The organism is Mycobacterium sp. NGS41, from assembly GCF_059812725.1.
In genome coordinates this window covers 104,649-119,197 of the sequence record NZ_JCALDF010000014.1, presented here as the reverse complement: position 1 = coordinate 119,197, position 14,549 = coordinate 104,649, and the positions used below count along the sequence as shown (strand labels likewise).

Below are 14,549 nucleotides of genomic sequence, written 5' to 3'. Positions count from 1 at the left end.
CGACGCAGACGAGCCCGTCGTCTTTGAGGCCCCACTTCACCGCTGCAAGTGTCGCCGCTCCCGCCACACACAGCAGTGCGCCGACTGCCCTGCCCCGCCACACCGACGAGATGGCTGCGACGCCGTCCCATCCGGGCAGTGGGTCGTTCTCTAGCGGGCGCAGCGCCACAAACAGCACCGCCACGATGCCGACCATGATGAACACCTGCTCGATGCTGACCCCGAGGAAATCCGGCTGGCCGGGGTACCGGGGACGTCCGAAGCCGTCGAAGAGCAGGTGCACGCCCAGCAGCGCCGGCATGTGCCAGAGGTACAGGGTCATTGCCCCGGAGTTGCCGATCGCGGTCCACCACCACACGCGCGGACGCTGCGCCCACCGGCCGATCGCCGGAGCGGCCGCGACGGCCAGCGCGCTCAAGATGATCGCGTGTCCGGCCAACAGCAGCGACGGCGGGCTCATGTTGGGAAGACGCTGGCCCTCGATGCCCACCAGGCTCAGCTCATACGGCCCCCACGCCAGCAGCCCGACGTTGACAGCGAACAGTGCCACCGCGGTGCCCAGCGCGGCGCGGCCGGTCAGCAGCCGGCGCCGGTAGGCGACACCGAACATCGCCGGGATAAGCCAGACCGAGAGGTTGAGGTAACCCAGCGGCGCGGCCGCGGCCCAGTGCAGGCGTATGGCATCGACGAATGCGATGACTCCGTAGACAGCGGCCACCCCCGCCACCAGACGCGTGGTGGTGCTGATTCGCCACATCGCCGGCATCGCGGCGAGGACGAGCACATAGGCGCCGAGAAACCACAACAACTGAATGCTGATGCCGGCGATCGACTCGTAGACGCGATGGGGCAGCACGGGATACAAAACGGTCAGTGCGACGGCCCAAAACCCGAAGTAGTAGAACACCGGCCGAAACAACCTGGTGCAGCGTTTCATCAACCATCCACCCCAGTTGGTGCCGGGCCGCCACGACGCCACGCACGCCGCCGCACCGGCGAAAAAGAACAGCGGCATGATCTGGAAAACCCACGTCAGCGCCTGAAACACCACCGAAGTGGTGAGCAGGTTGCCCCAGATGAATACGCCATTGTGGATGACGCTCGTGGCCATCACCGTGTGGCCGATCACCACGCCGATCAACGCCGTGATGCGGATGACGTCGAGGGCACGGTCGCGGTCGGCCGGGGTTTGCGCGTCCAGGTCGGTAGGGCTGGGAAAGCCCATGAAAGTTGTCTGTTGTGAGGTCATTTCGAAAGCATCACTGCTCGACGGCCGTCAAGGCCTGCGTAGTTCTACCCGTCCGGGTGCGTAGCGCTACTCGAATTGTTGGTCGTTGTCCCTTTTTGGGATCGGTAGCTGCGGGCGCGGTCTGTACTTACCGCAACGACGACGCCAACGAGGCGCCGCCAACCAAAGGGAGAAAGCAAAATGAAACTCGTGCCCACCAGCATCGAAGAACAGATCAACCGCGTCGACCGGCAACGCAGCTTGTACATCGGAATCGGCGCTGCCGTCTTCGCAGCGTGGAGCGTCTTCCGGCTGATCTGGCTCGTCTACCTAGCGCTGACGTTTTCGGGGTGTTCTTGGGAGCGTTGGCTTTTCAATTCGTGCTCTGGAGCGTGCTCGGTGCAGCCGCAGTGGTGGCGGCGGTCGGATTCCTGTCCCGATACAACAGGGGATCTTGAATCTGGCGCCAAGCAGACGTTAAAGCCCCCGCAAACAACGGTTTTCGGGGGCTTTAGCGTCTGCTTGCGCGGGCGAGGTTACTTCGGGTTTCGCCACTCGGTGATCTTGCGGCCCAGCGAGTCTGCGGCCTGCGTTGCTGCCCGTCCCACGCCGTCGACGATGCCGCCGAGGCCGTCGCGGATGCCTTTGATCAGTGGATCCTCGGACTGGTCGAAGCCATCCTTGTAATGGCGGGCGGCCTCGCCGAGGTCGTCGGAGAATCTGGCTTTGTCATCGTCTTCGCGTCGCGGGTAGTCGCCGGACAGCACCTTTCCGTAGCCGCCGGTATCCACCCACTTGGTCAAGGCGGCGGCCCGCAGCACCGAAAACGGGTGGGTCTGAAGCTCCAGGTTGAGTAACTTGAGCACCCCGTCGCGCATGTCGCCGGACCGGTCGTATTCGGCGGCCTGGGCCAAAAAGGCCTCCGAGTCGAGTTTGTCCAGCCGGCTTCCGCCGGCGAGCTTCATCTCCACCCGGATCGCGGTGTCCAGATCCTGGCCGCACAGCAAGCCGGCGCGGTCGCCGGACAGCTCGGATTTGCGCTGCCACTCCAACAGGGCGGCGACGATCGCGCGCAATGCCCAGCCGCCGATCGGCATGAAGCCGAATGACCGCGCCAGCCGCATCAGATGCATCATCATCGTGCGGTACACCGCATGACCGGACAGCGCGTGCCCGAGCTCGTGACCTACCACGAACCGCATTTCCTCGTGTGTCATCAGGTCGTACAGCCCCGAGGTGAGCACGATGAACGGTTGATCCATGCCGATGGTGAAAGCGTTCGCCTCCGGTGACTGGATCACGTACAGCTCGGGCTTGGCCGGTGCGTCCAAGACGGCCGCGCACTCGTCGAGCAGCGCGTCGAGGTCGGCGAACTGGCGTGGCCCGACGCGTGCCCCGCTGGCCAGGTACAGCAGCCGGTGTTGGCGCTCCCGCAGCATCCCGGACAGCAGCTTCAGGATCTGGTCGAAACCCTTGAGCCGGCGCAGCGCGGACAGCGCCGTCCGGTCGGCGGGGTGCTCCCAGGCGCGTGAGCTGATGCCCGGAAACACCGTGCGGGTCGTGGCCGGCGTGGAAGACATAACGCGGTCCCCTCGGTCGTCAGATCTTCAGCATAGGTCGGCGCACCCGCCAGATACCGCACCGAAAACCAGCCTTGACCCCGTGACCCACGCAATGCTAAGCAAGTGCTCAGCATTGGGACAAAGAAGCAGTCAGGAAAGGATCCGCGGTGACGTTGCAGACGGTATTGGACGAGATTCGCACGCGCCCGGGCGCCGGCGATGTCATCGCGGTCATCGATCCCGCGACCGAAGAGCCGATCACCGAATTCACCGACTGCGGCGCTGAAGCGGTCAATGACGCCGTCGTGCGCGCGAGGGCTTCTTTCGATTCGGGCGCGTGGTCCGGGCTGCCGGGGCGCGAGCGGGCCAAGGTCATGTGGCGCATTGCCGACCTGATCGATCAGCACGCCGATGAGTTCGCCCGGCTCGACTCGCTCAACACCGGCATGCCGCTGATGCAGGCCCAGTTGCAGATTCCCACCTGCGCGGAGTTCTTCCGCTATTACGCGGGTTGGTGCAGCAAGGTCCGCGGCAACGCCTACGACGTCAAGACCAGCGGCATCGCCTCGGACACCTATGTGGATATGCACGCCTACACGCTTAAGGAACCGTACGGCGTGGTGGGGCTGATCTTCCCGTGGAACGGCCCGATCTTCAACGCGAGCGCCAAGCTGGCGCCTGCGCTGGCCGCGGGCTGCAGCATGCTCGTCAAACCCGCCGAGGAAACACCGCTTTCGGCTTTTCTGTTGGACAAGCTCATCGCCGAAGCCGGCGTCCCCGAGGGCGTCGTCAACCTGCTGACCGGCTACGGCCATACGGCCGGCGCGGCGATCACCGCGCATCCCGGCGTCGAGAAAGTCGCCTTCACCGGATCGACCGAGGTCGGCAAGGAGATCGTGCGGGCGTCCGCCGGCAACCTGAAGAAGGTGATGCTCGAACTCGGCGGCAAGTCGCCGGTGCTGATTTACGACGACGCCGACCTGCACAAGGCCATACCGATGGCGGCGATGGGGATCTTCGTGCACTCCGGTCAGGGCTGCGTGTGCGGATCGCGCATCTTCGTACAGCGCGGCGTGTACGACCAGGTGGTGGAAGGCATTGCGCTGGTGGCGAATTCGATCAAGCTGGGTGGCCCCAAGGAGGAGGGCTGCGTCAGTGGTCCGCTGATCAGCGCCAAGCAGCTCAGCCGTGTCATGGGTTTCATCGACGAAGGCAAGAACGAGGGCGTCGAGGTGGTCACCGGCGGGCACCGGCTCGACCGGAAGGGCTATTTCGTCCACCCGACGGTGTTGACCAATGTCGACCGCGGCATGCGGCTCTACCAGCAGGAGATCTTCGGGCCCGTCGTCACCGTCCTGCCGTTCGACGACGACGACGAAGCCGTGGCCATGGCCAACGACACGACCTACGGCCTGGCCGCCACCGCCTGGACGAACAACCTGAGCCGGGCGCATCGTCTCGCGAAGCGGTTGGACGCCGGAACGGTCACGCTGAACTGCCAGTTGGTCTTCGATCACACGGTGCCCTTCGGGGGCTACAAGCAGTCCGGCTGGGGTCACGAGTTCGGCTGGGAAGGCATCGACGCCTACCTGAAGACCAAGTCGGTATGGGCCCAGCTCTGAATTCGCGTTTTCACGCCGTACGGCCCCGGCTGCTATGGTGCTTTGCTTATGCCCGAGATGGATCGTCGCAACATGATGCTGATGACGGGCTTCGCGGCGCTGACGGCCGCGATCCCGCTCCCCCAGGCCGGGGCTGATCGGGGGCGACAGCCACCGGTCCCCGCCGCGCCGCCCAACGGCCAATCTGGGCCCTATATCTTTCAGGACGAGTTCGACGGCCCGGCCGGCTCGGCCCCCGATTCGTCGAAGTGGATAGTCGCCCGAGCCCGCGAAACGATGAAGGACCCGACGTATTGGGAGCTCCCCGAGCACGTCGGACAGTATCGCGATGACCGGCAGAACGTGTTCCTCGACGGCAAGTCCAACCTCGTGCTGCGTGCCGCAAAGGATGGCCCCACGTATTACGGCGGCAAGGTTCAAAGCCCCTGGCGGGGCGGTGTCGGCCATACCTGGGAAGCCCGTATCAAACTCGACTGCCTGACTCCCGGTTGCTGGCCGGCCTGGTGGCTGGGTAATGAGGACCGCGGGGAAATCGACATTGTCGAGTGGTACGGCAACGGCAGCTGGCCGGCGGCGACCACCGTGCACGCAAAATCAAACGGCTCACAGTGGAAGACCCATAACCTCGCGCTGGACAGTGGCTGGCACACCTGGCGCTGCCAATGGGATGCGGCCGGTATCCGCTTCTGGAAGGACTACTCCGAAGGCGCGGCACCGTACTTCGACGTTCCGGCAAGCTCGCTGGCCGACTGGCCGTTCAACGACCCCGGCTACACGGCGTTTCCGGTCTTGAACCTTGCGGTCGCCGGTTCGGGCGGCGGCGACCCAGGCCCGGGAACTTATCCCGCGCAGATGCTCGTCGACTACGTACGCGTCTGGTAGTCGCCTGCTCAGTGAGCGAAGCGGGCGACGGCGCTATAGGGCTGCCTCGCGCCCGGCCGTCGCGGATCGGGCTGGGGCAGCCGGGCAACGAGACGCATCGACACCGGCAAGCGGCGGAAACGTCGGGCGGCCATCAGTGACGATTCCACCTCGAGGGTCCGCCAACCCAGCTCTTCAAAATAGGCCAGCCCGTTCTCCGGTGCGAATTTGAACGGGGCATTCTCTGCCAGGCCCCACATTTTCTTGTTCATCATCTTCTTCAGGCCCGGACCCGCGAAGTCGGTCATCCACCAGGCCACTTCTGGACGCTTGATCGCCTGCGACAGCGCGACCACATCGCGGTCTTCCAGATACATCAGCAGGCCCTCGGTCAGGACCAGCGCTCTGGCGGCCCCGTCCAGGGCGTCGTTGAAGAAGTCGTCGCGGGCAGCCGGGTCGGCCAGGTCGACGGCCGTCCGGGTCAGCCGGCATCGTGGGATCTGGTCGGAGAGCAGCTGGGCTTTCTCTGCGAGCAGTCCGGGCAGGTCCGCCTCCACCCAGTCGAAATCGGCCGGAAGGTCCAAACGATAAGGCCGCGTGTCCAAACCGGCGGCCAAGTTCAGCACCCGGTCACAGCCGTCGGCGATGGCCTCGGTAATGGTGTCGTCGATGAGCTTGGTGCGAGCGACCAGCCACCACCCGTTACGCGTCGTGAGCGGGGTCCCCGCGACGATCGCGCGGCCATGTTCACCGGCGAGACGCTCGGCGAACGGGTCGTTGAACAGTGCGTCGCGTCGTGCCGATTCGGTGGCCCGATGCAGCGCCGTCCAGCGTGCGGTGTCGGAGACGTGCGTGATGAGGGGCTCGGTGTTCGACATACTTTGCGTTATAGCGCCTGCGGCCGGGGGTGGTGTATGCGCTCGGGCGCTAACGGGCGTATCAATTCGGCCGTGACGGGCAAAGTCGTTTACTACCAACACGTTAAGGGGCTTGTCGCCGACGAATCCTAGGTTGCCGGTTGACCGCCCGTTTCTCATGAGTCCCATCCGTCGCAGAATGTTCGATGTGCTCCTTTTGTCCGCCTCCAAGCGACAACTATTGCGCGGCAAGCCAATTTGTCGCTTGAAGGTGGAAAAAAAAGACACAAGCCTCCTCTTCGGTGACGGGCGTGACTGGTGCGTCCAGCGGTGACCGGAGCCCCCGCAAAGTTCCGACCGTAGGACGGATCGGGCGCTTTTGCGTCTGCTCGCGCCACCGGCGTAGTGTCCCCAAGTCATGAGTGACGCGATCCAATTCGTCGATGCGAACGGACTGAAATTCGCCTATCTCGAGGAGGGCTCCGGCCCGCTGGTGCTCATGCTGCACGGCTTTCCCGACACCGCGCATTCGTGGGATGACCTCCGCCCGCGGATTGCCGCGAAAGGCTATCGCGCGGTCAGCCCGTTCATGCGTGGATACCACCCCACCGCGATCCCGGGTCGGGACACCGATCAAGAGACCTTGGCACGCGATCCGCTTGCGTTGATCGAAGCGCTCGGTGCGCTGATGCGGTAGTCATCGGGCATGACTGGGGTGCCTCGGCCGCATACGGTGCCGCAGCTCTCGGCCCGCATCGCGTGAAAAAGCTTTTCGTCGTTGGTATTCCGCATCCGGCGGCGCTCAAGCCGTCGCCGAAGAAGATTTGGGGCGCCCGCCACTTCGCAGCGTACAAGCTACCGGGGGCGCCAAACAGATTCGCTCGCAACGATTTTGCTGCACTGCCCGCCATATACCGGCGCTGGTCGCCGACATGGAATCCGGATCCTTCGGAGTTCGACGCCGTGCGAGAGAGCTTCTCCAACCCGGTAAGCCTGAACGCGGCCTTGGGCTACTACCGGAAGCTCTCCCCCATCCCGAGCCCATCGCTGAAGTCGCGAATCACCGTGCCGACCGTCGTGTTCGCCGGGCTCGATGATCCGATAGTCACGCCGGCGGACTATCGCGGCGCTGCCCGGATGTTCGAGAACGAGTACATCGTCGAGGAGGTGCCGGGCGGTCATTTCATGCACCGCGAGCATCCGGACACGTTCGCCGAGCGACTCTTGGCACATCTGTGATTTCCGCGTCCGCTGCGCTGAGTGCGTATCTTCTGCCCGTTGGTGGTTAGGTGGCTCTGTGCGGTGGATCGTCGACGGCATGAACGTGATTGGGACTCGTCCGGATGGTTGGTGGAAAGATCGTCACCGCGCGATGGTCGTGCTGGTAGACCGGCTCGACCGGTGGGCGTCAGCGGCGGGCGACACAGTGACGGTGGTCTTCGAGCGGCCACCGTCAAGCGCCATACCCTCATCTGTGATCCAGGTGGCGCACGCGCCCAGGGCGGCTGCCAACTCGGCCGACGATGAGATCGTCCGGCTGGTGGGTGCTGACGCGCGACCGCATGAGATTCGGGTCGTGACGTCGGACCGGGCGTTGACCGACCGGGTTCGGACCATGGGCGCATCGGTCTGCCGGGCAGAAAGCTTCCGCGACATGATCGACCCGCGCGGCGCCGAACCCAAGGAGCCTCATGCCGAGTGACCGTCCAGCCAACCGGGTCTGCGAGCTCGCGCAGATCGACATTCCGATTATTCAGGCCCCGATGACCTACATAGCCGGTGCTCAGCTCGCCGCGGCCGTCTCCAGCGCCGGCGCCCTGGGCATCATCGAGACCACCTCTGAGCAGGGCCGGGCCGACCTGCAGCGGGTGCGCGACTTGACCGACGGTTCGGTCGGCGCCAACATCGCACTCCTTTTCAACCGTGACCCCGCCGTGGTGGATCTACTTGCCGCCAACGGCATTCGCTTCGTCACCACCTCAGCCGGCGACCCTACGTTGCTGATCGACCGGCTGCACGATGCGGGCATCACCGTGTTTCACGTGGTCGGCACGCTGGCGGCAGCGAAGAAGGCGGTCGACGCGGGCGTGGACGGACTTGTGGTCGAGGGTGTCGAGGGCGGCGGGTTCAAGAACCGATTCGGCGCGTCGACCATGGTGCTGCTGCCGTTGGTGGCGGCCCACGTGGACGTTCCGATCGTGGCGGCGGGCGGGATCTGCGACGCGCGATCCATGGCGGCCGCGTTCGTTCTGGGCGCTGAAGCCGTGCAGATGGGTACGCGGCTGCTCGCCTCGGCGGACTCGCCGGTACACGTCAACCTCAAGCAGGCGGTCGTTCATGCGGATGAGACGTCGACGGTGCTACTCCCCCTCGACGGCAAGCGGATGATGCGGGTGATCCGGACACCCGCCGCCGACAAGATTGACGCCTCGATGTCTGCCCAAGAAGGCGGCGCAGCGCTGCAACGGGTCCAGCGGCTCTACTTCGATGGGGATCTGGACGCCAGCGTCGCCAACACCGGCCAGGTGGCCGGTCGCATCGACGAGATCCTGCCGGCCGCCGACATCATCAAGCAGATGTGGTCCGGCTGCCGCGAAGTACTGGCCGCCACCGCGGGTCGCTTCGTTTAGTGGCGAACAGACGCAAAAGCACCCGAAAGCTGCGCTTTTAGGGTGCTTTTACGTCTGCTCGGCCTAGGAAAGTGCGGCGAGCGCGGCGTCGTAATCGGGCTCTTCGGCGATTTCTGGCACCAGTTGTGCGTAAGCGACATTGCCGTCGCCGTCGATCACCACGACCGCGCGGGCGAGCAGGCCGGCCATCGGACCATCGGTGATGGTGACGCCGTAATCCTCGCCGAAGCTGTCGCGAAACGCCGAAGCGGTCACGACGTTCTCGGTGCCCTCGGCGCCGCAGAATCGTTTCTGCGCGAAGGGCAGGTCTTTGGATACGCACAGCACCGCTGCGCCGGTTGCGCCGGCTTTTTCGTTGAAAGTCCGGACGCTGGTCGCGCATACCGGCGTGTCAATCGACGGAAAGATGTTCAGCAACACGGACTTACCGCGGAACTGGTCGCTGCTGAGCGTTCCAAGGTCGGCTCCGGTCAGCCCGAAGCTGGGTGCCGAAGATCCGACAGCGGGCAGCTCGCCGACGGTGTTGATCGCATTTCCGCGCAAGGTTATCTGTGCCATGGGGCACAGTCTGCCAAGGCCGATCGGGCAGCCTACGGCCAGGTCCGGCGCTCTGCCGTCGCGACAGCGTGTCCTAAATAGTGGGGTGCAGGGCGTAGACGACATGCCGTCGGCTGGCCAACACTGGGTTCATGGCGCGAAAAGTGCTGATAGTGGGCTTCCCCGGTGTGCAGGCGCTCGACGTGGTGGGGCCATATGAGGTGTTCACCGGTGCATCGCTGCTGACCGGCGGCGGCTACGACGTCGCGATGGCGTCACCCGCCGGCCAACCGGTGACGACCGCGACCGGACTGGGGTTCCTGGCAGAACCGTTGCCAGACCCGAGCGAGCCGGTCGACACCGTCGTTGTCCCCGGCGGCGCCGGCGTCGATGCCGCACGATCCAACGTCGAGTTCGTGAGCTGGATCAAAGACGTCGCGCCCACGACCCGGCGTCTCGTCACGGTCTGCACCGGCGCGTTCCTCGCGGCTGAGGCAGGGTTGCTGGACGGCTGCCGCGCGACCACGCACTGGGCCTTCGCCGAGCGCTTGGCCCGCGACTTCCCCAGTGTCGACGTCGACCCCGACCCGATCTTTGTGCGCAGCTCCGAAAGGGTGTGGACGGCGGCGGGTGTCACCTCGGGAATCGACCTTGCGCTCTCGCTGGTCGAGGATGACCACGGCACCGAGACCGCACAAACGGTCGCCCGCTGGCTCGTGCTGTATCTGCGCCGCCCCGGTGGACAGACGCAGTTCGCCGCGCCGGTCTGGATGCCGCGGGCCAAACGGTCGCCCATCCGCGACGTGCAGGAAGCCATCGAGGCCCAGCCCGGAGGTCCGCACAACATCGACGACCTGGCCCGCCGTGCGGCGATGAGCCCACGTCATTTCACCCGGGTTTTCACCGAAGAGGTCGGTGAGGCGCCCGGTCACTACGTGGAGCGCATCCGGACCGAAGCGGCTCGCCGACAGTTGGAAGAGTCCGACGACACCGTCGTGGCGATTGCGGCGCGCTGCGGCTTCGGCACCGCAGAGACCATGCGGCGCAACTTCATTCGGCGTGTTGGCGTTTCGCCGGACCAGTACCGCAAAGCGTTCGCCTGACCCGTGGCGAAGAGGCCCAGAGACCCCAAATAGCAGAAAGGACGACGATGACCCAAATCGCCTTCGTGGCCTACCCCGGATTCACCGCGCTGGACATGATCGGACCCTACGAGGTGTTACGGCAGTTGCCGCATGCCGAGGTGCGATTCGTCTGGCACGAACCCGGGCCGATCACCGCCGACTCCGGCGTGCTGGTGCTCGGCGCCACGCACTCGCTGGCTGAAACACCTTCGCCCGATGTGATTCTGGTGCCGGGTGGCCCGTCGACTCCGGTGCACGCTCGCGACGAGAAGCTGCTGGATTGGCTGCGCCAGGCCCACCAGACCGCCAGCTGGACGACGTCGGTGTGTTCGGGTTCGGTGATTCTGGCAGCGGCCGGCCTACTGAAGGACAAGCGCGCCACCTCGCATTGGATCGCGCTCCCCGCCCTGAAGGCGTTCGGCGTAATTCCGGTAGGCGACGAGCGAATTGTGCACCAAGACAACGTCATCACGAGTGCGGGCGTGTCGGCGGGTCTCGACCTCGCGCTGTGGCTGGCCGGACAGGTGGGCGGTGAAGGCCGCGCGAAGGCGATTCAGCTCGCCATCGAATACGATCCGCAGCCGCCGTTCGATTCCGGCCACATGTCGAAGGCGTCAACCGCGACGAAAGCCGCGGCGACGGCGCTGCTCTCTAAGGACAGTGCCAAGCCGGCCAACCTCAAGGCCACCACGTTGCTGGCATGGGACCAGGCTCTGAGCGCGGTCCGATCACGGCGGCGCAAGCGGCTGCCAGTGTCCTCCTCAGCCTGACGCCCAACAGACGCAAAAGCACCCATTCCGGCAGGTAAATGGGTGCTTTTGCGTCTGTTCGGCACTCTGACCAGCTCTCGCTCCAAGGATCCTTTTAGAACTCATCCAGACGGCTTGGGAACCATCGTGCTCAACCCCGCAGACAGCGGGACATTCAAGCGACCTTCCGCGACTGATGTGGCGGACACGGATCGGAGAGAGCGCAATGACCACACTGGCCAGTTGGGCCCGCCCCCACCCGAGCGACGTTCGCTCCCGCCGTCGCCGTCGTTTTGGCGACGACGGCGGCGCGCCGATTGAGGTCATGGAAGGTGCCCCGAGCGTGGCCGGTCGACTCCTCTCCTTCGGTGCTCGGGTCGCGCTGCGGCCAGTGCTGTCCATCGGGAGCCAATTGCCAATCCCGTGGCCCTATGGCGCGCTCGACTTCGTCGCTCGCGCGTTGCCGCCCAACCCGGGCACGGTGCTGTCGACGGTGGAGTTGGCGAACTGCACCGCCCAACTCATGCGAGCGAAGGGTGTGCAACCGGCCGACGGCACGGGACGCGTCATCCTCTTCCTGCATGGCGGCGCATTCCTGTCTGGCGGAAACCACACGCACGCACGGCTGTGCTCGATCCTCTCTCGTCTGGCCGATGCGCCGGTTCTACTGGTGGACTACCGCTTGTTGCCCAAGCACTCGCTGGGTCAGGCGATCGACGACTGCGAGGATGGCTACTACTGGCTGCGCGAGATCGGTTACGAGGCAGACCAAATCGTCCTCGCCGGCGATTCGGCCGGCGGCTACCTTTCGTTGGCACTGGCCGAACGGCTGTTGGCCGATGGGCAGCGACCGGCGGCCCTGGTGGCAATGTCCCCGCTGTTGCAGTTGGGCGCCGCTGCCAAGCAGGCGCACCCCAACATCCACTCTGATGCGCTGTTCGCGTCCGGAGTTTTCGACTTCCTCTCCGGCCTCATCGAAAAGGCGGCTGCTCGTCGGGTCGTCGATGGTGCACCGGAAGACGTGATCGAGCCGCTCGACCGGGTCGAACGCGGACTACCGAGGACGCTCATCCATGTCTCGGGGTCGGAGGTCATGCTGCACGACGCCCGCCTGGGAGCGCGCCTGCTGGCGGAGGCCGGTGTGCCGGTAGAGGTGCGGGTCTGGCCGGGCCAGCTGCACGGCTTCCAGATTGCTGCCGGGCTCGTCCCGGAAGCCGATCGATCACTGCAGCAGATCGCCGACTACATTCGCGAGGCCACGCCCGAGTACCTTCGCGAGGTCGCCAGCTAGGTCCGTGGCTGCACGATCGCGTCGGTGACCAGCTTGCCGCCGGCGTGCAACCAAGCGCTGACCACCCGTGGGGCGTCACGGTTCGGGTTGTAGATGTCTTCCTCGCTGGAAAACAGTCCGTCACCGGCGTAGACCAGCCGGGTCCAGTTCGGGAACCAGAACGGTTCACCGTTCGGGTCTGTCGGGTGGTCGAGCAAATTCCTGATCATCATGACGACCGCGTCGTTGTCTTCGTCGTAGGCGACCCAGTCACTGGGAAAGCGCATATGCGGGAAGGGCGCCATCACCCCGACGATCCATTCACGTACAGCCTCGCGCCCGTGGAAGACGCCGTAGTGGTGCTCGGTGTAGACGACATCCTCGGTGAATAAATCTGCGAACGCTCGCCAGTCGCCCGAAGATGAGCACCCCTCGACCACGCTGGTGTAGTGCCTGACGCCCTGCTCAATTTCGGCTTTGGTGAATTTGCCCATAGCGGACACCCTAAAACGCGCGATGGCATTAGTCCGAGCAATTTGCTGAGCGATGCTCGCCGCGGTTCTACCCTTACGCAATGACGCAACCGCCGCCGGGGCCGCCCTACCCGTCTGGACCACCCGCCGGGCCACCGTATCCCTCCCAGCCACCCGCATGGTCTTCCTATCCGGCCCAGCCGCCTGCGGGTCAATACCCGGCTCCATATCCACCGCCACCCGGCTACGGACCGCAGCCGATGCCGCAAGCTCAAACGACGAGCGGGTTTGCCATCGCGTCCCTCGTGCTCGGCATCATCGGCGCAGTCTTGCTCAGCGTTCCGTTCGGCATCATTGCCTTGGTGAGAACCAAGGCCGGCGCGCAAAAAGGCCGCGGAATGGCAATCGCCGGGTTGGTTCTTTCCGCGCTGTGGGCGGTGATTGTGGTCATCGCCATTGTCGCCAGCGCATTCTCGACGACCCACAGCACCAGTGCCCGCGACGTTAAGGTCGGTGACTGCTGGTCCGACTTGCCCTCCGGGGACCGAGTCTCCCGCGTGAACACCACCAGCTGCGACCGTCCGCATCGCGGTGAGGTGGTCGGAGTGCTGACTATGCCGGGCGGGTCCTTCCCCGCTGACTCGGTGTTCAAGGCCTACAAGCAAAAATGTCGCGCCAGCCTGGCGGCATATTCGTCGACGGCGATGAACGACTCCACTATCGACTTGGCCGTAATGCCACCGTCGGAGCAGTCATGGAAACAGGGTGACCGCGATATGGTTTGCATCGCAACGTTTTCCAGCCAGCGAACGGGGTCGATCAAAGGCTGACCCTTGGCTGACTTCCGGAGGTATCGATAACTGATGAGCGTGTTGGACCTGTTCGACCTGCATGGCAAGACGGCGCTGGTGACCGGGGGGTCCAGCGGCATCGGCAAAAGAGTCGCGCTGGCATACGTCGAAGCCGGCGCTCAAGTAGCCATTGCGGCAAGGCATTCCGACGTTGTCGAGCAGGTCGCGGCCGAGCTGGCCGCAGCCGGCGGCACGGTAGTGCCCATCTGCTGCGACGTCACCCAAGACGACCAGGTCACGAGCATGCTCGACCGGGTGACCGCGGAATTGGGCGGGATCGATATCGCGGTCTGCAACGCCGGCGTCATTGGAGTCACCCCGATGCTCGAAATGTCGATCGAAGAGTTCCAACGCATCCTGAACACCAACGTGACCGGCGTGTTCCTCACCGCCCGGGCCGCCGCGAAGGCGATGGTCCGACAGGGACGAGGCGGGGTCATCATCAACACCGCCTCAATGTCCGGTCACATCATCAACATCCCCCAGCAGGTCGGCCACTACTGCACCTCCAAGGCGGCCGTCATCCACTTGACCAAAGCCATGGCCGTGGAGTTCGCGCCCTACAACATCCGGGTGAACAGCGTCAGTCCGGGCTACATCCTCACCGAGCTCGTGGAGCCGCTCACGGAATACCACGCGAAGTGGGAGCCGAAAATCCCGCTTGGCCGCATCGGCCGGCCCGACGAGCTGACCGGCCTGTATCTCTACCTGGCCAGCGCGGCTTCCAGCTACATGACGGGTTCGGACATCGTGATCGACGGCGGATACACCTGTCCTTGAGGCCC

Annotated in this window: 16 protein-coding genes and 1 pseudogene; 12 read left to right on the top strand and 5 right to left on the bottom strand. The window is 65.0% G+C overall.

The genetic code is table 11. The features are described 5' to 3' along the window. Positions 1–1,249: acyltransferase family protein (locus AC5Y21_RS15110; protein ID WP_499913259.1), on the bottom strand; the 1,249-nt coding region annotated here is incomplete at its 3' end. 180 nt (positions 1,250–1,429) lie between these two features. Between AC5Y21_RS15110 and AC5Y21_RS15105 the strand changes: the two are divergent. Then, a pseudogene (locus AC5Y21_RS15105) lies at positions 1,430–1,686 on the top strand (hypothetical protein). Between the two features lie 78 nt (positions 1,687–1,764). On the opposite strand, the gene AC5Y21_RS15100 reads toward AC5Y21_RS15105, so the two are convergent. Next, entirely contained in the window at positions 1,765–2,808 is a 1,044-nt protein-coding gene (locus AC5Y21_RS15100) for a M48 family metallopeptidase (protein ID WP_499913258.1), read from the bottom strand. A gap of 149 nt (positions 2,809–2,957) precedes the next feature. Between AC5Y21_RS15100 and AC5Y21_RS15095 the strand changes: the two genes are divergently transcribed. Further along, entirely contained in the window at positions 2,958–4,412 is a 1,455-nt protein-coding gene (locus AC5Y21_RS15095; protein ID WP_499913257.1) for an aldehyde dehydrogenase family protein, read from the top strand. Positions 4,413–4,460: 48 nt separating this feature from the next. Continuing rightward, entirely contained in the window at positions 4,461–5,294 is an 834-nt protein-coding gene (locus AC5Y21_RS15090; RefSeq protein ID WP_499913256.1) for a glycoside hydrolase family 16 protein, read from the top strand. A gap of 8 nt (positions 5,295–5,302) precedes the next feature. On the opposite strand, the gene AC5Y21_RS15085 is transcribed toward AC5Y21_RS15090, so the two are convergent. Continuing rightward, on the bottom strand, positions 5,303–6,151 hold the full coding sequence (locus AC5Y21_RS15085) for a class I SAM-dependent methyltransferase (protein ID WP_499913255.1): 849 nt from the start codon (positions 6,149–6,151) through the stop codon (positions 5,303–5,305). A 397-nt stretch (positions 6,152–6,548) separates the two neighbouring features. Between AC5Y21_RS15085 and AC5Y21_RS15080 the strand changes: the two genes are divergently transcribed. The 4 genes from AC5Y21_RS15080 to AC5Y21_RS15065 are packed head-to-tail and all read left to right on the top strand — an operon-like array spanning position 6,549 to position 8,760. Next, the gene (locus AC5Y21_RS15080; RefSeq protein ID WP_499913254.1) at positions 6,549–6,827 is read left to right on the top strand and encodes an alpha/beta fold hydrolase; all 279 of its coding nucleotides are present in this window, start codon (positions 6,549–6,551) and stop codon (positions 6,825–6,827) included. Continuing rightward, a complete protein-coding gene (locus tag AC5Y21_RS15075; protein WP_499913268.1) occupies positions 6,728–7,369 on the top strand; it encodes an alpha/beta fold hydrolase in 642 nt (213 codons plus the stop codon). The genes AC5Y21_RS15080 and AC5Y21_RS15075 overlap by 100 nt, the downstream gene beginning before the upstream one ends. Before the next feature lie 58 nt (positions 7,370–7,427). Next, positions 7,428–7,832 carry an NYN domain-containing protein gene (locus tag AC5Y21_RS15070; RefSeq protein ID WP_499913253.1) on the top strand — a complete coding sequence of 135 codons (405 nt, stop codon included), beginning with the start codon at positions 7,428–7,430 and terminating at the stop codon, positions 7,830–7,832. After that, positions 7,822–8,760, top strand: a complete 939-nt coding sequence (locus tag AC5Y21_RS15065; RefSeq protein WP_499913252.1) for an NAD(P)H-dependent flavin oxidoreductase — start codon at positions 7,822–7,824, stop codon at positions 8,758–8,760. The genes AC5Y21_RS15070 and AC5Y21_RS15065 overlap by 11 nt, the downstream gene beginning before the upstream one ends. 63 nt (positions 8,761–8,823) lie before the next feature. Here AC5Y21_RS15065 and tpx read toward each other — a convergent pair whose 3' ends face one another. Further along, the gene (gene tpx, locus AC5Y21_RS15060) at positions 8,824–9,318 is read right to left on the bottom strand and encodes a thiol peroxidase (RefSeq protein WP_499913251.1); all 495 of its coding nucleotides are present in this window, start codon (positions 9,316–9,318) and stop codon (positions 8,824–8,826) included. A 131-nt stretch (positions 9,319–9,449) separates the two neighbouring features. Here tpx and AC5Y21_RS15055 point away from each other — a divergent pair, with 131 nt between their 5' ends. From AC5Y21_RS15055 to AC5Y21_RS15045, 3 genes are all read left to right on the top strand, one after another. Further along, complete coding sequence (locus AC5Y21_RS15055) at positions 9,450–10,400, top strand: GlxA family transcriptional regulator (RefSeq protein ID WP_499913250.1); 951 nt, start codon at positions 9,450–9,452, stop codon at positions 10,398–10,400. Positions 10,401–10,447: 47 nt separating this feature from the next. After that, complete coding sequence (locus AC5Y21_RS15050) at positions 10,448–11,191, top strand: DJ-1/PfpI family protein (protein WP_499913249.1); 744 nt, start codon at positions 10,448–10,450, stop codon at positions 11,189–11,191. A gap of 205 nt (positions 11,192–11,396) precedes the next feature. Next, positions 11,397–12,461, top strand: coding sequence for an alpha/beta hydrolase (locus AC5Y21_RS15045; RefSeq protein WP_499913248.1), 1,065 nt, complete (start codon positions 11,397–11,399; stop codon positions 12,459–12,461). Here the strand turns inward: AC5Y21_RS15045 and AC5Y21_RS15040 are convergent. After that, positions 12,458–12,934, bottom strand: a complete 477-nt coding sequence (locus AC5Y21_RS15040) for a nuclear transport factor 2 family protein (RefSeq protein ID WP_499913247.1) — start codon at positions 12,932–12,934, stop codon at positions 12,458–12,460. The genes AC5Y21_RS15045 and AC5Y21_RS15040 overlap by 4 nt on opposite strands. A gap of 80 nt (positions 12,935–13,014) precedes the next feature. On the opposite strand from AC5Y21_RS15040, the gene AC5Y21_RS15035 reads away from it, so the two are divergent. Together AC5Y21_RS15035 and AC5Y21_RS15030 are read left to right on the top strand one after the other, a co-directional pair. Next, the gene (locus AC5Y21_RS15035) at positions 13,015–13,743 is read left to right on the top strand and encodes a DUF4190 domain-containing protein (RefSeq protein ID WP_499913246.1); all 729 of its coding nucleotides are present in this window, start codon (positions 13,015–13,017) and stop codon (positions 13,741–13,743) included. A gap of 33 nt (positions 13,744–13,776) precedes the next feature. Then, on the top strand, positions 13,777–14,544 hold the full coding sequence (locus AC5Y21_RS15030; protein ID WP_499913245.1) for an SDR family oxidoreductase: 768 nt from the start codon (positions 13,777–13,779) through the stop codon (positions 14,542–14,544). Positions 14,545–14,549: the final 5 nt, after the last annotated feature.